Annotated in this window: 19 protein-coding genes; 5 read left to right on the top strand and 14 right to left on the bottom strand. The window is 58.8% G+C overall.

Features of this window, described 5'->3' with window-relative positions; all coding sequences use genetic code 11:
• Positions 1-103: 103 nt before the first annotated feature.
• The 5 genes from ACR0KW_RS03230 to ribB all read right to left on the bottom strand — a co-directional run bounded on the left by ACR0KW_RS03230 (position 104) and on the right by ribB (position 4,122).
• Positions 104-1,486, bottom strand: coding sequence for a PIG-L deacetylase family protein (locus ACR0KW_RS03230; RefSeq protein WP_480803707.1), 1,383 nt, complete (start codon positions 1,484-1,486; stop codon positions 104-106).
• A 125-nt stretch (positions 1,487-1,611) separates the two neighbouring features.
• Positions 1,612-1,908 carry a hypothetical protein gene (locus ACR0KW_RS03235; RefSeq protein WP_480803708.1) on the bottom strand — a complete coding sequence of 99 codons (297 nt, stop codon included), beginning with the start codon at positions 1,906-1,908 and terminating at the stop codon, positions 1,612-1,614.
• Between the two features lie 59 nt (positions 1,909-1,967).
• Positions 1,968-2,450, bottom strand: coding sequence for a transcription antitermination factor NusB (gene nusB / locus ACR0KW_RS03240; protein WP_170324487.1), 483 nt, complete (start codon positions 2,448-2,450; stop codon positions 1,968-1,970).
• Entirely contained in the window at positions 2,447-2,998 is a 552-nt protein-coding gene (locus tag ACR0KW_RS03245; RefSeq protein WP_480803709.1) for a 6,7-dimethyl-8-ribityllumazine synthase, read from the bottom strand. Before ACR0KW_RS03245 ends, nusB begins: the two co-directional genes overlap by 4 nt.
• Before the next feature lie 2 nt (positions 2,999-3,000).
• On the bottom strand, positions 3,001-4,122 hold the full coding sequence (ribB, locus tag ACR0KW_RS03250) for a 3,4-dihydroxy-2-butanone-4-phosphate synthase (protein WP_480803710.1): 1,122 nt from the start codon (positions 4,120-4,122) through the stop codon (positions 3,001-3,003).
• 266 nt (positions 4,123-4,388) lie between these two features.
• Here ribB and ACR0KW_RS03255 point away from each other — a divergent pair, with 266 nt between their 5' ends.
• Positions 4,389-5,501: a phosphatase PAP2 family protein gene (locus tag ACR0KW_RS03255; protein WP_480803711.1), complete on the top strand. Its 1,113-nt coding sequence runs from the start codon at positions 4,389-4,391 to the stop codon at positions 5,499-5,501.
• Here the strand turns inward: ACR0KW_RS03255 and ACR0KW_RS03260 are convergent.
• Positions 5,456-6,058, bottom strand: coding sequence for a riboflavin synthase (locus ACR0KW_RS03260; RefSeq protein ID WP_480803712.1), 603 nt, complete (start codon positions 6,056-6,058; stop codon positions 5,456-5,458). The two genes, ACR0KW_RS03255 and ACR0KW_RS03260, sit on opposite strands and share 46 nt — an antisense overlap.
• A gap of 137 nt (positions 6,059-6,195) precedes the next feature.
• Here ACR0KW_RS03260 and ACR0KW_RS03265 point away from each other — a divergent pair, with 137 nt between their 5' ends.
• The 3 genes from ACR0KW_RS03265 (at position 6,196) to ACR0KW_RS03275 (ending at position 10,716) form a co-directional block, all read left to right on the top strand.
• Positions 6,196-7,494: a capsule biosynthesis protein gene (locus tag ACR0KW_RS03265; RefSeq protein WP_480803713.1), complete on the top strand. Its 1,299-nt coding sequence runs from the start codon at positions 6,196-6,198 to the stop codon at positions 7,492-7,494.
• A 124-nt stretch (positions 7,495-7,618) separates the two neighbouring features.
• On the top strand, positions 7,619-8,716 hold the full coding sequence (locus ACR0KW_RS03270; protein WP_480803714.1) for a polysaccharide biosynthesis/export family protein: 1,098 nt from the start codon (positions 7,619-7,621) through the stop codon (positions 8,714-8,716).
• Positions 8,716-10,716 carry a capsular polysaccharide biosynthesis protein gene (locus ACR0KW_RS03275; protein WP_480803715.1) on the top strand — a complete coding sequence of 667 codons (2,001 nt, stop codon included), beginning with the start codon at positions 8,716-8,718 and terminating at the stop codon, positions 10,714-10,716. The genes ACR0KW_RS03270 and ACR0KW_RS03275 overlap by 1 nt, the downstream gene beginning before the upstream one ends.
• Here ACR0KW_RS03275 and ribD read toward each other — a convergent pair.
• From ribD to ACR0KW_RS03305, 6 genes are all read right to left on the bottom strand, one after another.
• Positions 10,713-11,813, bottom strand: coding sequence for a bifunctional diaminohydroxyphosphoribosylaminopyrimidine deaminase/5-amino-6-(5-phosphoribosylamino)uracil reductase RibD (gene ribD, locus ACR0KW_RS03280; protein ID WP_480803716.1), 1,101 nt, complete (start codon positions 11,811-11,813; stop codon positions 10,713-10,715). The two genes, ACR0KW_RS03275 and ribD, sit on opposite strands and share 4 nt — an antisense overlap.
• Entirely contained in the window at positions 11,810-12,280 is a 471-nt protein-coding gene (nrdR, locus tag ACR0KW_RS03285) for a transcriptional regulator NrdR (RefSeq protein WP_170324479.1), read from the bottom strand. The genes ribD and nrdR overlap by 4 nt, the downstream gene beginning before the upstream one ends.
• Positions 12,281-12,401: 121 nt before the next feature.
• Entirely contained in the window at positions 12,402-12,815 is a 414-nt protein-coding gene (locus ACR0KW_RS03290; RefSeq protein ID WP_480803717.1) for a secondary thiamine-phosphate synthase enzyme YjbQ, read from the bottom strand.
• An 18-nt stretch (positions 12,816-12,833) separates the two neighbouring features.
• On the bottom strand, positions 12,834-13,235 hold the full coding sequence (locus tag ACR0KW_RS03295) for a hypothetical protein (RefSeq protein ID WP_480803718.1): 402 nt from the start codon (positions 13,233-13,235) through the stop codon (positions 12,834-12,836).
• A 78-nt stretch (positions 13,236-13,313) separates the two neighbouring features.
• Entirely contained in the window at positions 13,314-13,862 is a 549-nt protein-coding gene (locus ACR0KW_RS03300; protein WP_480803719.1) for a DUF4166 domain-containing protein, read from the bottom strand.
• The gene (locus tag ACR0KW_RS03305; protein ID WP_480803720.1) at positions 13,863-14,300 is read right to left on the bottom strand and encodes a thiol-disulfide oxidoreductase DCC family protein; all 438 of its coding nucleotides are present in this window, start codon (positions 14,298-14,300) and stop codon (positions 13,863-13,865) included.
• Positions 14,301-14,622: 322 nt separating this feature from the next.
• Here ACR0KW_RS03305 and ACR0KW_RS03310 point away from each other — a divergent pair, with 322 nt between their 5' ends.
• The gene (locus tag ACR0KW_RS03310; protein WP_480803721.1) at positions 14,623-15,642 is read left to right on the top strand and encodes a helix-turn-helix domain-containing protein; all 1,020 of its coding nucleotides are present in this window, start codon (positions 14,623-14,625) and stop codon (positions 15,640-15,642) included.
• A gap of 185 nt (positions 15,643-15,827) precedes the next feature.
• On the opposite strand, the gene rpoD is transcribed toward ACR0KW_RS03310, so the two are convergent.
• Both rpoD and dnaG read right to left on the bottom strand, forming a co-directional pair.
• Complete coding sequence (gene rpoD / locus ACR0KW_RS03315) at positions 15,828-17,816, bottom strand: RNA polymerase sigma factor RpoD (RefSeq protein WP_480803722.1); 1,989 nt, start codon at positions 17,814-17,816, stop codon at positions 15,828-15,830.
• Between the two features lie 114 nt (positions 17,817-17,930).
• Positions 17,931-19,877, bottom strand: coding sequence for a DNA primase (gene dnaG, locus ACR0KW_RS03320; RefSeq protein ID WP_480803723.1), 1,947 nt, complete (start codon positions 19,875-19,877; stop codon positions 17,931-17,933).
• Positions 19,878-19,914: the final 37 nt, after the last annotated feature.

Here is a 19,914-nt window from a genome sequence, read left to right on the forward strand (position 1 = left end):
GCTCTGTTCAGGTCCTGGCCTGATTACCTGGCGCCCACCTGTACATACAGGTCCTCGGGAATCACACCGCACGGTTGACTGGTGGTCCCGCCACAACACCACCCTAGTCGTCGACCGAAAGGTCCTGCTGGACAAACCCCTCGTCCGACAGAGCGAAATCATACAGATTCCTACCCTTCCACTGCGGCATGTATTCGTCGAACAACTGGTTCTTCTGTTCGGGCCAAGACGGTACAACAAAATCCACCTCAGGCAGCCCGACACCAAAGCTTAGGACATTTGCGTTCTGATACCGCCGAGCCGCCTGCAGAACCGCATGATGCAGCAGGACATGTTCGATGTGACCGTACTCTCCCACGTGATTATGGGTGATGATGGTCGACGGCCTGATCTGTTGCATCAGGGCAAAAGCCGATCCGCTCAGCAGGTCGAACAGAGGATGGCGGTGCAAAGGGCGCAGCAACTCAGGGGGATTGTCCGCCGGCTCGGACGGCATCTTGATAAAACGCCGTAACCGCCTGTGATCCTCCTCGACGGCAAAGGGAAACTGAATCCTGCGAGCCCCGACCGCATCGCATACGCGCTGCATGGCTGCCTCGCGCGTGTTTGTATCACGGCGGTTGGGCGCCGGTCGAAAGAAGCTGGCGACCGTCACATCTGCCTTGTCCTTCAGGCGTGACAGGGTTGAGCCGCAAAACAACGTCTCGTCATCCTGATGGCACACACACAGCAATATCCGTTGGCCCATCAAGTTTTCGAAATTGGCCTTGCTCGCGACTATATCCGGCCCGGTCGTCAACACATCGTAGGTGGCGCTTTGGATATCCTGAAACTGCGAAGAAGTGACCCGACGGGCCCGCCCCTCTGCGATCATTTTCTCGGAACTGGCCTGAACATGGCCGTTCTTATTATCGCCCTGCAACAGATAGCAGCGTCCGGCCAATCCCGGCCAAACTGCCTCGACTTCTTCAATTCTGGTTTTCTTCAAAGCATCCAGGTGCAACAGGTCAATCGGGCCAAAGGGTTTTTCTGCCGCCGCTTGACGTAACCCGTCAATGGCGTCCGACATGTACAGTTTCACCCGTCCAGGAAACTTGTCCGCCAACCATTTGAAGACAATCGGAACATAGATATCTACCGGCGGCCAAGACTCCCTGAGCCGTTGCCCGAGATCAATCCCGATAAACTTGAGTTCAGGATTAGAGTGCAACGCCAGCAAGGCCGCATGTCCCCCGGCGACGCCGACCTCGACAAAACAGGAACTGTCCTGTGCCAACAGATGCAGTGCCCGCCGCTTGGGTTCCATTCCGGGTTCCAGATCGCTCAGATGAAAGTCCGGCTGCATATGGCCGTAGCAAACATTCCCGTTGATGGCGACAGGTTCACCTGCCCGCTTCAACCCCTCTGCAATGGCATGGTTCAGGTCTGCAAGATCCTCGCGAAAGGCCCGAGAGGCGATGACCTCTTCGTAAGTTCTGGTGTTCACAGGATATGCTCTTTCGCTGCCGGTTGGTGTGTTTGGCCGACATCAGATGGCAACATGTTCCTACATTCAAGCGGTTTACGCGCAATCGCTGTGAAAAGGTCAGCCCGCCAACCCAGATTCAGGTATCAACTGTTATCGGCCTTGACCATCACGGGCTCGAATTCGGCGGCCACCGGCGTTCCGCGGCGGGGCCCCTGCGGCTTCTCGGCCATGCTCATGATCGCATAGGCGAATTGCACCCCTGCGAAGACGATCCCGTTCATGAACCAGATCATACCAAGCGCAATCAAGCCCATTTCCGAGCTTGTGATCAGATGGCGCAGATTTGCGACGTTCAGGGCCAGAAGAACACCGACAAACACCGCCGAAATCACGAACCCCCAGGCAACCTGAGTGATATACAGCCGGATCAGTTTGGGCATGGTGACTCTCCTTGCGCTATAACATTCAGTTTAGCGCATGTAAGTCTCGCGTAAAGGCGTCAGAACGCCTCGGGCTGGGCTTCGCGCGCCATGTGATCCAGGACGGCGTTGACGAATTTCGGTTCCTTGCCTTCGGGAAAAAAGGCGCGGGCTACGTCAACGAATTCGGTGATGACCACCTTGGGCGGCGTGTCGCTTTGGGTCAGTTCCGCCCCCGCCGCGCGGAAGGTGGCACGCAGGGTCGGGTCGATGCGCGCGATGGGCCATTTGGCCACCAGTGCGCGGTCCGTCATCTGGTCGATCGGGGCCTGATAGTTCACGGCGTCCTCTACCAGTTTGCGGAAGACGCGGGTATCGCCGTCCAGCATTTCCTCGCCCTCATAGACAGCGCCAAACCGGTGATCCAGAAACTCGTTCACAACCTGTTCGGTCGTCTGGCCCGACTGCTCCATCTGGAACAGCGCCTGCACGGCATAGAGGCGTGCGGCGGATTTCATCAGGCGTTTCTGGTTGGCCGGTTTCGGCGCGTCTGTCTGGGTCATGCTGTCGTGGGTCCGTTGCTGTCGCCCGCCACAAGGATGGACTCGGACGGGGGCTTGAAGCCGACGCCCTTTTTCGAAGCGCCCCACTTACGGCTGAGCGCGATCAGATGCAAGGCCGCAGCGGCTGCTCCGCCACCTTTATTCATCTTTTCAGGATTTGCGCGGACTTCGGCTTGATCGTCATTCTCGACGGTCAGGATGCCGTTGCCGATCAGCAGGCCCTGCAGGCCCATCAACTGAATGGCACGGCTGGAGTCGTTGCAGACGGTCTCATAGTGCGTGGTTTCGCCGCGAATGACGCAGCCCAGAGCGACATAGCCGTCGTAGTTACACTGGCGGTCGGCCATGGCGATGGCGGTGGGGATTTCCAGCGCGCCGGGGACTTCGACCACATCGCAGGTCCCGCCAGCGGCTTCTATCTCGGCCTTGGCTCCAGCGACCATGTTATCGGCGATGGCGCGGTAGAATGGGGCCACCACCAGCAGCAGTTTCACCGGATTATCGAAAGTCGGGGTCGGCAGGACGCCGTGTTTGTCTTGTTCAGCCACGATCAGTCTTCCTTGAGAATGGAGCGGGTTCCAACGATGGACAGCCCAAACGCGTCGAGCCCCAGATATACGGTTTCCGGTGAGTCGGTCAGCAGCACCAGTTCCTGAATACCCATCTTGGACAAGATCTGTGCGCCGAGGCCGGTTTGTTTGATGGTACGGGGGCCTTCGTCCTCGGCCGCATACAGCGAGTTGCGCGGCTGGCGGAACAGGCAAACGACACCACGGCCTTCTTCGGCGATCTTTTCCATCGCGCGCGGCAATTCGCGTGACGACTTGGGACCAAGGCCCAGAATGTCTGGCGCCTCGTGCAAGGCGTGGGTGCGGGTCAGGACCGGTTCGGGCGTGGTGATATCGCCCTTGATCATCACGACGTGTTCGATGCCGTGGGTCTGGTCGGTGAACAGACGCATCTCCCACTCGCCACCGTATTCCGACGTCACGGTTTCGCGCGAGGTTTCGACCACCAGATTGTCGTTGCGCGACCGATAGGTGATCAGGTCGCTGATCGTGCCGATCTTCATGTCGTGCTCTTTGGCGAACTCGACCAGATCGGGCAGACGCGCCATGGTGCCATCGGCCTTCATGATCTCACAGATCACGCCCGAGGGGTTCAGCCCGGCCAGGCGTGAGATATCCACGGCGGCCTCGGTATGGCCCGCACGCACCAGCACCCCACCCCGCTTGGCGCGCAGGGGGAAGATGTGCCCGGGGGTTGCGATATGCGCCATCGTGTTTTGTTCGTTGATCGCAGTCGCTACGGTCAGGGCACGGTCGGCGGCGGAGATACCGGTCGATACGCCCTCGCGGGCTTCGATCGAAACGGTGAATGCGGTTTCATGGCGGGACGAGTTGTTCACGGCCATCATCGGCAGGCCCAGCGCATCCACACGTTCGGCGGTCATCGGCAAGCAGATCAGCCCGCGCCCGTGGGTTGCCATGAAGTTGATCGCCTCAGCATCAGCAAACTCGGCAGCAATCACTAGATCACCTTCGTTCTCGCGATCCTCGTGATCGACCAGAATATACATCCGACCCTTGCGGGCCTCTTCGATGATGTCTTCAATCGGGCTGATCGCGTCGCGCAGCTGGGCTTCGACGGGTCCTGGGGTTTCAAAGCTCATGAAACAGCCTTTCGCAGAGCAAGTTTGAACGGGTGGATAGACCAACCGGAGGGTAAATGCCAGACCGCAAACGACTGCGACACACTGCCGGACGACGCGCCCTCTGGGATCTGTGACAAGACACTTTTGATCCCACATCTAGACCAATAACACTAACCGACGATCATTGAACGCGACACGGCCACAAAAAAGCCCAGATGCCGTCCACCCAGCGCCAAAATAAGTCGGGAGTTTTGCGGGGAATTTTGTCAAACGGATTTCAGTGAATGGCATACATAAACCGTGGGACCATTTTTACCGGTCTCAACGCCGCGATTCACACTCTCAGGTCAGCGCTGTGGCGCAACCGCCTGTTTCTTTCTATCGTTCTGCTGCACATGTTCGCCGGCGCGGTGATCAGTTCGCTCAACGGCATTCCATATTGGGCGCTGCTATTGGAAAGTCTCGGCGCAATACTGTTGATGATCCTCAAATTCACCAGTGTGTTTGCCGCCTTTTTTATTGGGTGGCGATTTTACTACGCCATATTTCGCGCAAAACCCGACAAGCCGATTCACTGGATGATCTCTGATATCCGAAAATACCTGTTTAAATACGTGAGGCTTGTTGATGGCACATTGTGCTTTGTCTTTGTCGCGGTACTTGCGAACACATTCTCCTGCCTCAAGAACATGATCTCGGTTTTTGCACCCTTTTCATGGGATCCAATGTTCGCGGAACTGGATAGAATGCTGCACGGTGGGTTCGACGTGTGGACGCTGCTTTGGCCCGTATTCGGATACCCCTTTGTGACAACCGTGATAAACGCCGCCTACCATATTTGGTTTGTACTGCTCTACGTGCTGGCGTTTGTTGCGGCGTATGACCGGCGTGAGCCCGAAAGAGGCATGGTCTACCTAGTGGCCTTTGCTCTTACATTCATCATAGGCGGCAATGTTCTGGCAACTCTGTTTTCTTCAGTTGGTCCAGTCTATTATCAAGAATTCGGGTTTGGCGACACGTATGTAGAGCAACTGCGCAATCTGGAAATGCTAAATGAGATCAGCCCTGTCTGGTCCCTCAACGTGCACGAAATGCTCTTGAACAACTACTACAACGAAGGCGTAATCCGCGGCATTTCCGCGATGCCCAGCATGCACGTCGCAAGCAGTGTCCTCATGGCACTCTACGCGTTCCGCTTCTCGCGCTGGCTTGGCTGGGCGTTCACCATATTCGCGGTAGTGATCCAAATCGGTTCGGTGCACCTTGCATGGCACTATGCGGTTGACGGCTACCTCGGAACCCTCGTCGCCTTGATCTGCTGGTATCTCGCCCAAGTCTTGACCAGAGCGTTCTATTCAGGCTCCGTCCGGTTCCAGTCAGCAAGTCTGGCCACATAGCGGGCCAGTGTGTCGATCTCAAGGTTCACACGGTCGCCGATGGATACATCACCCCAAGTTGTCACCTCTTTTGTGTGCGGGATGAAATTGATGCCAAAGTCGCACCCGTCCACATCATTGACGGTCAGCGAGGTTCCGTTCAGCGCGACGGACCCTTTTGGCGCGACAAAGCGCGCCAAATCTTTAGGGGCGCGCAGGGTAACACGCGTGCTGTCGCCTTCGTCCTGCACGGCGACCACTTCGGCCACGCCGTCCACATGACCCGACACGATATGCCCGCCCAGCTCATCACCAACCTTCAGGGCGCGTTCCAGATTGACGCGCTTGCCGACAGTCCAGTTGTCGAGATTGGTTTTCGATACCGTCTCGGCGCTGATCTGAACGTCGTACCAGTCATCGCCCAGCGCGATCACGGTCAGGCAGACACCATCGCTGGCGATCGAGGCACCGATATCGATGCCCGCCGTGTCATAATCCGTCTTGATCCGGGCCCGCAGATCGCCCTGTTGATCCAGCTCGGTGACGGTGCCCACATCGGTGACGATCCCTGTAAACATTCCGCTAACCCTTATTCCTGACCTGGTTCAATGTTCCCCGCCGAGGTAAGCCCAACCAGCCTTGCGGGCAAGCCCCACCTTGCCGCGAAAACCCTGAACAGGCATAATTTCATCAACAAACGGCCAGAGCAGCATTGATGTCACCCCCTACAACAGTACCGAAACGCCGTGTCTTCCTGTTTCTGCAGGGGCCGCACGGTCCGTTTTTCAGTGGTCTCGGGCGGATGCTGCATTCCACTGGGGCCGAGGTTTGGCGCGTCGGCTTCAACGCGGGCGATCAGGTCTTCTGGTTCGACAAGTCCTCTTACATCCCCTTTCGCGATGCGCCCGAGCGCTGGCCGGACAGGCTGTCAGAGCTCATCGACGACCGGGGTGTCACGGATATCGTCCTCTATGGCGATACCCGCCCGGTTCATGCCCGCGCCGTGAAGATTGCCCAGGCCAAGGGCGTTACAGTTCATGTTTTCGAGGAAGGCTATTTGCGCCCTTGGTGGGTGACGTATGAGCGGTTCGGCTCGAACGGCAACTCGCGCCTGATGTCGCTGGACGTCGGGCAGATGCAGCGGGCATTGGACCAGTCGGTTCTGCAGGTCCCACCACCACCGTCACATTGGGGGGATATGCGGCAACATATCTTTTACGGAGCACTGTATCATTGGTTCGTGTTGTTCCTGAACCAGAGCTACCGCAATTTTCGGCGGCACCGGGACCTGCCTGTCTCAAAGGAGTTCAGGCTGTATTTCAAACGTCTGGCCCTGATGCCGTTTCACCGGATACAGCGTCGGTGGGCAACGGCGCGAGTGCTGGGCAACGGTCACCCCTACCATCTGGTCCTGTTGCAGCTGGGACATGACAGTTCGGTTCAGGCGCATTCGGATTATTCCTGCATGTCCGATTTTCTTGAGGACGTGTTTCAGGACTTCGCAGATGGTGCCCCGGCGCATCACCGGCTGGTGGTCAAGGAACACCCGCTTGAAAACCACCGCGAGCCCCTGCACCGCCGCGTGCGTCAGATGGCAAAGGCGCATGGCATCACGGATCGTGTACATTATGTGCCCGGCGGCAAACTTGCAAAGCTGCTGGATGGTGCCAATTCAGCCGTCACGATCAACTCGACCGCCGGGCAGCAGGTTCTGTGGCGGGGCATCCCACTGCGCATTTTCGGAAGATCGGTCTATGACAAGCCCGAATTCGTGTCACGCCAGCCGCTGGCCGCGTTTTTTGCCGACCCGATGCCCCCGGATCAGGCCGCCTATCAAAACTATCGCCAGTTTCTGCTGAAAACCAGCCAACTGCCCGGGGGTTTCTATTCGCATCGCGGTCGACGGCAATTACTGCGGGGCGTGGCGGACATGATACTGGACGCCAAGGACCCCTATCAATCGGTCCTGACCCACAAAGAGGCGCTGACGCCACAGTTGAAGGTGGTTGAGTGAAATAGACTGCTTGGCGCTAGAAGTTGTCGTGCGAACCGGATAGCCTGCGCCAAACAAAAGACCACACAAAGAAGACTGAGGATACCCGGCAGTGCAGCGCTTTCCAATCCGATGGATACGGGGGATGTCCCTTGTGGCCGCAATTGGCCTGTTGGCCGCGTGCCAGCTTCCCAAAGCGGGGCCCAACAAGACCGAGATTCTGTCGGGTTCGACGACGAATGGTGGCAATGCCTTTGTGGTCGAGGTCGATGATCGGGTTTCACGGGCGACTTCAGCCGTCCCGAAATACGGATTTTCAGCTGCCTTCAGCACCACGCCTAACCTGACCGCCGATACGGTAAGGGCTGGCGACGTTCTGGGCCTGACGATTTGGGAAAATGTCGATGATGGCCTGCTGTCCGGCGAACTCAGTTCAGCCACTTCGCTTGAAGCGGTGCAGGTGGACAGCGACGGTTTCATCTTTGTGCCTTATGCCGGACGCATCCGGGCCGCCGGCAATACGCCCGAACAACTGCGCCAGTTGATCACCAGCAAGTTGCAGGACCAGACACCCGACCCACAAGTCGAAGTGCGCCGCACCGCCGGCAACGGATCAACCGTTTCCCTGTCCGGAGAGATCAGCGCGCCGGGCGTTTATCCAATTGAACGACCCAGCAGAACCTTGCTTGGAATGCTGTCCCAAGCCGGAGGTGTCGCTGTTGGTTCGGACATCGCGCTTGTGACGCTGATCCGAGGCAACGAACGCGGGACTGTCTGGTATGACGACCTGTTCCGCAACCCCAAGTTGGATGTCGCACTGCGCGGCGGTGACCGCATTCTGGTCGAGGCGGATAGCCGGTCCTACATCGCTCTGGGCGCGACCGGCCAGTCCCGCGTGGCATTTGATACTCAGGACCTGACCGCGCTTGAGGCCCTGGCACAGGTTGGCGGGCTGCAATCGTTGTCCTCGGACCCGACCGGTATCTTCATTCTGCGCAAGGAACGGCAGGACATCGCCCGCTCGGTCATGGGCCGTCAGGATTTGCAGGGCGATCAGCGCATGATCTACCTGTTGAACCTCACTGCGCCCAACGGGCTGTTCATCGCACGGGACTTTGTCATTCGGGACGACGACACGATCTATGTCACCGAAGCGCCGTATGCACAGTGGAGCAAGTCGATCTCGCTGATCGCGGGCGGCCTGACGCCGCTTGCAAATGTCACCACACTGACGGGCGGCTGATGCAAACCGACGCAACAGCCGGGACTCAGCGCGCCCGGCTGTACGTCTATAATGGTGGCTTCCTGACCCAGCGCCGTGTGCGGCGTATCCTGAACCTCTCTGGCTATGACATCCGACTGGGTTTTCCCGGCGAAAGGGATGTCGTCGGTGTTTGGGGCAACAGTCCAACGGCCCATCGCGGCTTGAAGATTGCCACCCAACGCGACGCCCCCATCCTGCGGGTCGAGGATGCCTTTCTACGGTCTTTGCATCCGGGACGGGCTGGCGAGCCCCCGTTGGGCCTCCTGCTCGACCGGTCCGGCGTGCACTTCGATCCGGCACAGCCTTCCGATCTCGAGACGTTACTGGCCACGCATCCGCTGGACGACACCGCGCTGCTGAACCGGGCCAGATATGGCATCGAACGAGTGCGCGAATTGCATCTGAGCAAGTATTCGGCGGTTGACCCTGCCCTAACGCCCCCCGATCCAGGTTATGTTCTGGTGGTTGATCAGGCGCATGACGACGCCTCGGTGGTTGCCAGCAAGGGCGACTATGCCCGGTTCCGCGAGATGCTGGTCATGGCGCAAGAGGAAAACCCCGCCGCCCGCATTCTGATCAAAACGCATCCGGAAACCGTCGCCGGGTATCGAGGCGGGTATTTCTCGGATCCAGACGTGTCTGACAGGGTTTCGTTCATCGACACGCCGATCAGCCCGTGGACCCTGTTGGAAGGTGCGACGGGCGTCTACACTCTGTCCTCACAGTTTGGGTTCGAGGCCATCATGGCCGGGCACAAACCACGTGTCTTTGGCCAGCCATTTTATGCCGGGTGGGGCCTGACACAGGACGAGGAACACTTTCCTCGCCGCCAGCGCAACCTGACCCGAGCGCAGCTGTTTGCGGCGGCAATGATCCTGTACCCCACTTGGTATGACCCATTCAGAGACCAGCTGTGCGAGCTGGAAACCGTTCTGGACACTCTCGAGGCGCAAACGCGCGCGTGGCGGCAGGATCACCAGGGATGGACCGCATCGGGTATGCGCCTGTGGAAGCGCAAGCACCTGCAACAGATGTTCGGGCGTGAGAAGAAAATCCGTTTCACGTCTGAACCGCCGGAGGCATCTGACCGCCCGCATATGGTCTGGGCCAGCCACGCCCGTGGTGCCGAAGACGCGACCCGGATCGAAGACGGGTTTCTGCGGTCCCGTGGGCTAGGCGCCAGTCTGGTGCCGCCCCTGTCGCTGGCGACTGATGATCTGGGTATTTATTACGACCCGACACATCCCAGCAGGCTGGAAGAACTGATCGCCATGCGCGAAACCCTGCGCCCGGATCAGGAGCTGCGAGCCGAACGTCTGGTGGCGCAAATCCTTGCGGGCCAGCTCAGCAAATACAATACCGGAGGCGCAGTCCCCGAACTGCCCCAAGGACACCGCATTCTGGTGCCGGGACAGGTGCATGACGATGCCTCGATCCTGTTGGGCACCACCACGGTGCGCACCAACACTGATCTGCTGCGCACAACCCGCGAAGCGAACCCAAACGCGATCCTGATCTATAAACCGCACCCCGATGTCGAGGCCGGGCTGCGCGAAGGCGAGTTAGAAGACGAAAGTCTTGCCGACGTGATCGCCAGCAACACCGATCCGACCGCCCTGCTATCGCAGGTGCAGGAGGTCTGGACCATGACCTCTCTGCTTGGGTTTGAAGCCCTGTTGCGCGGGGTCCGCGTCACCACGCTTGGCGCGCCTTTCTATGCTGGCTGGGGTCTGACACAAGATCTGGGTACGGTTCCGGTGCGGCGGGGGGCGCGACCTTCGATGCTGGGATTGGTACACGCGGCCCTGATCGATTATCCGCGCTATATGGACCCGGCCAGTGGACAACCCTGCCCTGTCGAAGTTGCGGTGCAACGCCTTGCTGAAGGATTGGAGCGCCAAGGGAGCGCGCGTCTCCGTTTGCTGTCCAAGTTGCAGGGCGCGTTTGCCACGCACGCGCATCTGTGGCGCCGTCGCTAGCGCAGCGACCGCGCCCAACGATGCAGAACGTCCGGCCCTACGGCACGAGCTTCGATCAACTCGAACCGAGGCGCCGCATCCAGTGTTTCCAACCCAAGCGATCCAATGGCCGACAACCCCTCGGCCCCGATCGTCAGACCCGCGCTGAAGCCCACCAGCTCATCCACTAGATCATCGGCCAGCAAGGACGCTGCCAAAGCCGATCCGCCCTCGCAGAACACACGCGTCAATCCCGCCTGCCCCAGCTGCTGCAACAGGTCGGCGGCATCGATGTGATGCTCTTGCAAGGCGCAGGGGATCAGACGTGCGCCCAAACATTCCCATGCGCGGGCGCGCTCGGGATCGGGGGACGGGCCATGGCAGAGCCAGACCGGGATCTGCGACGCCGTACGGGCCAATTGCCCCATCAGCGGGATTTCCAGATAGCGTGACACGACAACCCGTACCGGCTGCACCTCACCCCCCAGGTCACGAACCGTCAGCGACGGATCATCGGCCCGGGCCGTCCCAGCGCCAACCATCACCGCATCATGGCGTGCGCGCATAGCGTGAACCGCTCGCCGTGCCTTTGGCCCGGTGATCCACTGGCTGTGACCGCTGGACGTGGCAATACGCCCGTCAAAACTGCTGGCTAGCTTGAGCGTCACAAATGGCCGCCCCTGTTCCGTCTTCAGAAAGAACCCGGCGTGGTCCCGCGCGGCCTGCTCGGCCAGAACGCCGGTGGTGACCTCGATCCCCGCCTCTCGCAGCATGGCAAAGCCTTGCCCTGCCACACGCGGATCGCTGTCCTCAATCGCCGAAACCACCCGCGACACGCCGGCCTTGATCAGCGCCTCGGCACAAGGGGGCGTTTGACCGTGATGGGAACAGGGTTCCAGCGAGACGTAAGCGGTTGCCCCACGCGCCGCCTCACCAGCCTGCGCCAGCGCCTGGGTTTCGCCATGCGGACGACCTCCGGCCTGGGTCCAGCCGCGCCCCACGATCCGACCGTCGCGCACAATAACACAGCCCACAGCCGGGTTGGGCCAACACGTGCCCTGACCGCGCTGACCCAATGACAAGGCCAGCGCCATATATCGCTTATCAGTTTCGCTCACTCGTCCGTCGAAGGCTGCGGCGGGCGCAGTTCGTGGACAAACTCCTCGAAATCATCGGCCGCCTGGAAATTCTTGTACACACTTGCAAAACGAACATAGGCCACGGTGTCGATCCGCGCCAGAGCTTCCATGACGATCTCGCCGATCTTGCTGGAGGGAATATCGGTCTCGCCCATACTTTCCAGACGGCGCACGATGCCAGAGATCATCTGGTCGATCCGATCCGGTTCAATCGGGCGCTTCTGCATCGAGATCCGGATCGAGCGCTCCAGCTTGTCCCGGTCGAAATCTTCCCGTTTTCCATTGGTTTTGATCACCACCAGATCGCGCAGCTGCACGCGTTCATAAGTGGTGAACCGCCCCCCACAAGCGGGACAGAACCGGCGTCTGCGGATCGCGACGTGATCCTCTGCCGGGCGTGAATCTTTGACCTGAGTGTCGATATTTCCGCAAAACGGGCAGCGCATCCGCCGTCTCCTCGTCCCTTGTTCGGCCTCTTTTTGTAAGCTATGCGGCTTACTTATCCACAACTATAGGGTAGCCGCTAGGATTTGGGTAGTCGGAATTTTTCACCGCTATATCGTGAATCTACGCGAAATGCGCCGCGACCTTTCGATGGTGCGGCGCAATGCGGTGTTCGAACAGATAGATGCCTTGCCACGTACCCAGAACCGGTCGCCCGGACGCAACCGGAATCGACAATGATACCGGCAATAGCGCGGCCTTGATGTGGGCGGGCATGTCGTCTGGGCCTTCATAGGTGTGCCGCAGATACGCCATCGCCGGGTGATCCGACGGTGGCACCAGCCGATCAAAAAAGGCGCGCAAATCCGTCTGCACTTCGGCGTCCGCGTTTTCCTGGATGACCAGTGAACAGGACGTATGCCGCACGAACAAAGTCAGCAACCCATCGCCCCCGACCGAGTTCAGCCAGCGCCGCACGTCCAACGTGAACTCATAGAGCGCCGGACCCTGCGTTGAAATTGTAAACTCGGTCTGCATCAAGCGGGCGGCCTTACATCAATTAATGAAGGGGCGCGTGCTGCACCGGCCATTGGCTGCCTGAACCGACATGCTGAAACCCGGCTGAAACCCTGCCGAGAAAACGCCACTGCTCTGCTGCGGGGCCCCTTCTGGCGCCGTGAGCGAGAATTGCACCGCCGTTCTGCGGCCTGTCGCCTCGCTTGGGCCGTAGCCGCGCTTGACGTAAATTCTCTGCTGCCAGCCCGCCCCCAACGTCCTGCGCGCAAAGTCAGCCGCCGCACACCAATATCCGTCCACGTCGGTACGCCCTCTTGGGATCACTTCAAATTCCGTATTGCTCAACGCAACCGTCTGGAATCCGAAACGACCGTTAGACGCCGAGGCCGGTGTGCTCAGCACAAGGGCCGCAAACACTGCGTAAGTCAAAACCTTTTTCATAACCAAACTCTTTCCTGTTTCGAGGTAGGTATGGACCTAGTTTACTCTATTCTCAAACAATGCCGCTTCACGATGAATTCAGCCCGGGCGTTGCAGATCGTGAACGGGCGCCAGCCAGCCGCGATACCGGATCAACAAACCCAACACCGGCATATCAGCCGACACGTCGAAACAAAAATGCCCTGCTTCGTCCTGCCATTCCACGGTTGAGGAGCACGGAAGCAAAAAAGCAGGACAGCGCAGCCCCATCACACTGAGACGCCGGATATGGATCAGCAGACGGCCATCAGAGATTTCGGGCACCATCCAAATGGACAACCAACCCATTTGTTCACGAACACATTCAGCTCCGTGATCAAACGTCAGTTGGGATCGCGTGGTGTGACCGTCAAAATCCCGAACCCATTGCCACTCATGTCCGTTACGGTCGATCCTGATCTGCACCGGGATGTCACCGGCGTCTCGTGGGAAACGCCCAAGACGCAAGGCCCATGCGACCAGCCACCCCCTGCCCCCAACAACACTGCATCGTCCGGCGTAAAGACCGGTGGCCTCGTGCAAGCGCCGAACGGCGGCGGACACATCAGCCCCGGAAGACAGGGCTTGCAAAAAGGGATCAGGTTGCACTCAGAACCCCTCGGGCAGAAACCGCGCACGTAGCGCAGCGTCCGGGATCATACAGGTCCGCTTGCGCCCGAAGATCTTGTATCTGTTTCGCGCAATCGAGTGGTAGAACGGGTCCTTGATCCAACCGGGCAGGAACCTGCACAGCGACAGAACTGGCCAGCCCCCGGGCAGACCCTTCATCGCGGCGGCAAAAGCATCCAGACGCTGATGCACTTTGCCGTTAACGATAACCAGATTGGTTTCGAAATCCCGCGTTGGCAGGCCAAGCTCGCTGTACAACCGTTGTCCCAAAGGCGATTGCGCCGTTGCAAATTTGAAGCACCGCGCCTTGTCCCGCTCCAGCATGAAGCGAAAGAACCCCGAACACAGGAGGCATTCCCCATCAAATACAATGGCATCCTGGATGTCCTTGAAGTCTGCGGAAACAAGGTTCGGCATGTTTTTCGGATCCGATAGTTCTTGGACCCAAACCTTTCACTTCGGCCCCAACCCGGCAATGCGACAAGAGGACATCCAACCAACCACAGCATAGGAAACGTGCCGGGGAACCACCGGTGGGGGGACATCCAGGGCTCTGCCTCCAATCACTGACAAGGCGCCGACCCGGCAACGCGCGCAACATAAAAAATCTCGGCCATCGGGTCTTGTGTTCAGGCGCCAAAACCTTTCGAATTCCGGACAATGGACATTTGCTTTGCAGAGGAGCTTCGTACCCTGCCGCTTTGGCTGCAAGTACATTGAAAACACGTTGGATAATGCCATGGAAGTTGACATCGCCCGCATCCAGTTGCTGACCCGAGCGCTGGATCAGCGCACGAATGGCACCGAAATGTCCGACCGTATCCTTGAAAAATGCAATCTGACCCGGGCGAGCATCGCACCGCCAGCGACCACCTTTACCGCCCATCAAGAGGCCTTGTTCGTACGCTATGCGTGCGACGCATTGGGGGACATCACGTTTGCCGCTCAGACCGGACTGCAGTTCAAGTCCACCTCAAGTCTGACCGCCTATATCAGTAAATACTCCCGCGATCTGCGACAGGTCACGGAGAATACGTCGCGCTTTCACAGGATCATCGACCCGGCATTAATGTTCAACTTACGGCTTGCTGGCAATTTCGCCTCGATCGAAGCCGACTGGAAAGACGCGGGTTTCGCCCGATACCATCGGCGAACCGAGTTTTTGATGTTCGCTGGGCTGTCCCGTATGCGCGCTTTGACACAAACAAATTTCTTTCCCATCGAAATCCGGTTTCAGCACGAAGTAGGTGCAAACCAGAAAAAATTTCAAAAGCTTGCCGGGTGCCCTGTTTTATTCGGCGCTGAACGGCTGGAAATCGTCATTGCGCCGTCCGCGCTGGACTTACCGGTTCCGACCTATGATCCAAACCTTCGGTCACATCTTCTGGAATACGGAGAGCGCGTATTGGCCGAACGGCGCTCGCCCGATCAAAAGCTGCGCGCGCAGGTCGAGGGCCTTATCACCCGGTCCATGCCGGGAACGGTTATCAACGCCGACGAAGCCGCGGCAAATCTGGGGATGAGTCCGCGCACCTTTGCCCGGCGTCTCAAGGATGAGGGGGTCAGCTATCGCGATATCGTCGATGACCTGCGCTGCGATCTGGCGCAGACCTTCATCACCAACGGAATGCCCCTGTCCGAGATCGCCTTTTCCTTGGGCTATTCCGATCAGCCTGCGTTTTCCACTGCCTTCAAACGCTGGACCGGTCAGGCGCCCAGCACGTTCCGCAGCCGTCTGGATTTTCCGAAATGTCTTTGAAACGAGTGGCCGAGGGTCATCAGCGTTGCCACCTCGCCCCGGCCTGTCCCGCGAGTGGACAACAAGGATATAGTGGCACACAGGAAGTGAGGCTTGTGAGTTGCCGCCAAGTTGATCATTGAACCGATCAATGTGAAGACTAAAGGCTGACAAAAAAAGGCGCCTCGTCCGAGGCGCCTTTAACTTTATTGATCTAGGAAAGACCGCAGCTTTCGCGATCGGCTGGGGTGCTTGAGCTTGCGCAGCGCCTTCGCCTCGATCTGACGAATACGTTCGCGGGTCACGCTGAATTGCTGACCCACCTCTTCCAGTGTGTGGTCGGTGTTCATGCCGATGCCGAACCGCATCCGCAGAACCCGCTCCTCACGCGGGGTAAGCGAGGCCAGAACCCTAGTCGTGGTTTCCTTGAGGTTCTCCTGAATGGCGCTGTCCAGAGGCAGAACGGCATTCTTGTCCTCGATGAAATCGCCCAACTGGCTGTCTTCTTCGTCGCCAATCGGCGTCTCAAGGCTGATCGGCTCCTTGGCGATTTTCATCACCTTGCGCACCTTCTCAAGCGGCATCTGCAGCTTTTCGGCCAGTTCTTCCGGCGTCGGTTCGCGACCAATCTCGTGCAGCATCTGACGACCGGTCCGGACCAGCTTGTTGATCGTCTCGATCATGTGAACCGGGATACGGATCGTGCGCGCCTGATCCGCGATCGAGCGCGTGATCGCCTGACGAATCCACCACGTTGCATAGGTCGAGAACTTGTAGCCGCGACGGTATTCGAACTTGTCCACCGCCTTCATCAGGCCGATGTTACCTTCCTGAATAAGATCAAGGAATTGCAGGCCACGGTTCGTGTACTTTTTGGCGATCGAGATCACCAGACGCAGGTTGGCTTCGACCATTTCCTTCTTGGCCTGACGGGCTTCTTTCTCGCCCTTCTGAACCTGCTGCACGATGCGGCGGAATTCGCTGATGTCCAGACCGACATACTGACCGACCTGAGCCATGTCGTTGCGCAGTTCCTCGACCTTGGCGGTCGAGCGTTCGATAAACATCTGCCAGCCCCGGCCCGGCTTTTCGGCCATTTCGGCCAGCCAGTTCGGGTCCAGTTCGCGACCGCGATAGGCGTCGATGAACTCACGACGATTGATACGGGCCTGGTCGGCCAGTTTCACCATCGCACTGTCCAGCGACATGATACGGCGGTTGATGCCATACAACTGGTCGATCAGAGCTTCGATCCGGTTGTTGTGCAGGTGCAGACCATTCACCAGTTCAACGATTTCGGCGCGCAGTTTCTGATAGGTCTCTTCGTCCTTTTCGCTGAACGAGCCATCTTCGTTCAGGGTGGCCGAGATCCGGCTGTCCTGCATTTCCGACAGCATCGAGAAGTCGGTCGAAATGCGCTCCAGTGTGGTCAGAACCTGATCCTTCAGGGCCGCTTCCATCGCTGCCAGCGACATGTTGGCCTGATCGTCGTCGTCGTCATCATCGTCGTTGTTCAGCGGGTTGCCGTCGGCATCCAGCTCGGGGCCGGTGTCTTTGGCAGGCTTGGCCGCCTGCACGTTCGAGGTGTCTACAACCGGCTCTTCGACATCGCCGTCTTCGTCCATCTGGTTGCCGAACGTGGCCTCCAAATCGATGACGTCCCGCAGCAGAATGTCTTCGGACAACAATTCGTCGTGCCAGATGGTGATCGCCTGGAAGGTCAGCGGGCTTTCGCACAGCCCTGCGATCATCGTGTTGCGCCCTGCTTCGATCCGCTTGGCGATTGCAATCTCGCCCTCGCGGCTCAGCAGTTCGACCGAACCCATCTCGCGCAGGTACATGCGGACGGGATCGTCGGTGCGATCCAACTTTTCGGTGGCGGCCCCAGCCAGCGCAACCTCACGGTTGCTTTCGGTGGTGGTCAGTTCGGTCGAGCCTTTGTTCTCTTCCTCTTCGGCCTCTTCATCTTCAATGATGTTGATGCCCATCTCGGACAGCATCGACATAACGTCTTCGATCTGTTCCGAGCTGACCTGATCCGGCGGCAGAACCTGATTGAGCTGGTCGTAGGTGATGTAGCCTTTCTCGCGGGCCTCGGCGATCATCTTCTTGACCTGGGCCTGGCTCATGTCCAGCGAGATTTCCTGTTCCTGCTCTTCGGATTTGCGATCTTCGGTCGTGTCTTTGGCGGCCATTCAATGCTCCTGCAGGGATGGGTGATTCGTTTGTACCGAATCATTAGCGCGTAGAAGTGATTCGGCCACCCGTTTACCTGTTTTTCTTTTCCAGTGCCTTACGAAAACACCACTTTAGCGGCGTTTCCGTTCAAAATTGATCCCGGACATGATTGCCTTGAACGCGTCTTTCTCGTCGCGGTTGATTCGCGCGCCGTTGTCGGCGATGTCGAAAACGGCCCTGTCCTCGTTCTGGCTACGGCTCGTGCGGTTACGCTCCTCGGCGGCCTGCGCCAGCCGATATGTCAGCGCCTCATCGGCCAGATCGGACAGTTCCTCTTCCGCTTCGGCAATCTCAGCATCCAACCCCCGGAGCGCTTTGATCTTTGCGAGTTCCTCGGCCAGCGTCATCTCGGCCTTTTCAACCTCGCCTGGTTTGTACACACAGGGGATTACTGCGACATGGCGAAGGGCCAGCAGGTTTTCAAGGGCGTCCGGCCCCAATGTTTCAGCGATGTGATCTTTCAGGTTGTCCGGATCATCAATTGCGTGGCGCAGAATGGCATTGCGCAAGGCTGCATGGTCGGGATCAAGGCAGTCCAGTTCTTCCAACTGATGCTCGAACTGGATCACGACCTCCGGGTTCAGCGCAGCAATCGCCAGAATGGCCGCTTCACGCAGCTGGATTTCCGCCCCCTCGGACGAGGCCAGGAATGAGGCCCGCGCACCCGCTGTCGCAGTTGGCTTGGGCTGCCATTTTCCACGTGGTTGCCATGGACGGTTCTGTGGCTGCCGTTGCGGGCGGAACAGCTGCCAGCGCAGGTCCTTGATCTCTTGCCCATAATGCGAACGGATCGACGGATCGCGGATCAGTTTGATCTTGTCCCGCAGCACCTTGTCCAATGCCGCCTTGCGTTCGGGACTGTCAAATACTTTACCTTCGGTTTCGCGCTGCCACAGTAGTTTGACCATTGGGATGGCACCATCCAGCACGGCCTGCACGGCCCCGGCGCCTTCGGCGCGCAACAGATCATCCGGGTCCTTGCCCTCTGGCATCAACGCAAAGCGTAGGGATTTCCCAGCCTCTAACAGCGGCAAAGCCAGATCAACGGCCCGCATGGCAGCCCGCAAACCGGCCGTGTCGCCGTCCAGCGCGATGATCGGCTCGTCCGAGATACGCCACAGCAGTTGCAGTTGATGTTCCGTAATTGCCGTGCCCAAGGGCGCGACGGATGCACCAAATCCAGCCTCGGCCAGCGCGATCACGTCCATATACCCTTCGGCCACGATCAAGGGCAGCCCCTTCCCCGCAGCCTGCCTTGCGGGGCCGTGGTTATAAAGACTACGGCCTTTGTCGAACAACTCGGTTTCGGGCGAGTTCAGATATTTGGCGTTGTCATTCGGATCCATCGCCCGGCCGCCAAAGGCAATACAGCGGCCGCGTGGGTCACGGATCGGGAACATGATCCGGTTGCGGAAGGTGTCATAGGGCATTTTGCCCTTGTTCGACGGTTTGGCCAAACCCGCGCCGAGGATCAGGTCCTCGGCCACGTTTTTGCCACGCAGATGATCCCACAGCGCCTGCCATCCGTCCGGGGCAAATCCGATCTCCCACCGTTCCAGCGCCTGCGCGTCTAATCCACGGCGGTTCAGGTAGTCGCGGGCGGCGCCCCCTGCCCCGGTCTTGAGCTGCAGGCGGAAGAACTGCACCGCCTGCTCCATGACTTCGGCCAATTGCGACCGGCGGTCCTGTTTCTCTTGCGCTTTGGGATCACGCGCGGGCATCGGCATCCCGGCCTCACGCGCCAAAATCTCGACCGCTTCGATGAATGAGACGTTCTCGGTCTCTTTCACGAAGTTGATCGCGTCGCCTTTGGCGTGGCAGCCAAAGCAATAATAGAACCCCTTTTGGTCGTCGACATGGAAGGACGCCGTCTTTTCGTGGTGGAACGGACACGGGGCCCACATGTCACCCTTACCCTGATTGGACTTGCGCTGGTCCCATATGACTTTGCGCCCGACAACCTGAGACAAGCTCAGCCGGGTGCGCAGTTCATCCAGAAATCCGGGGGGCAAAGACATTCGTCAAACCTGCCAGAAATGAAAACGCGCGCCAAGG

Source organism: Ruegeria sp. CG11 (assembly GCF_056537245.1).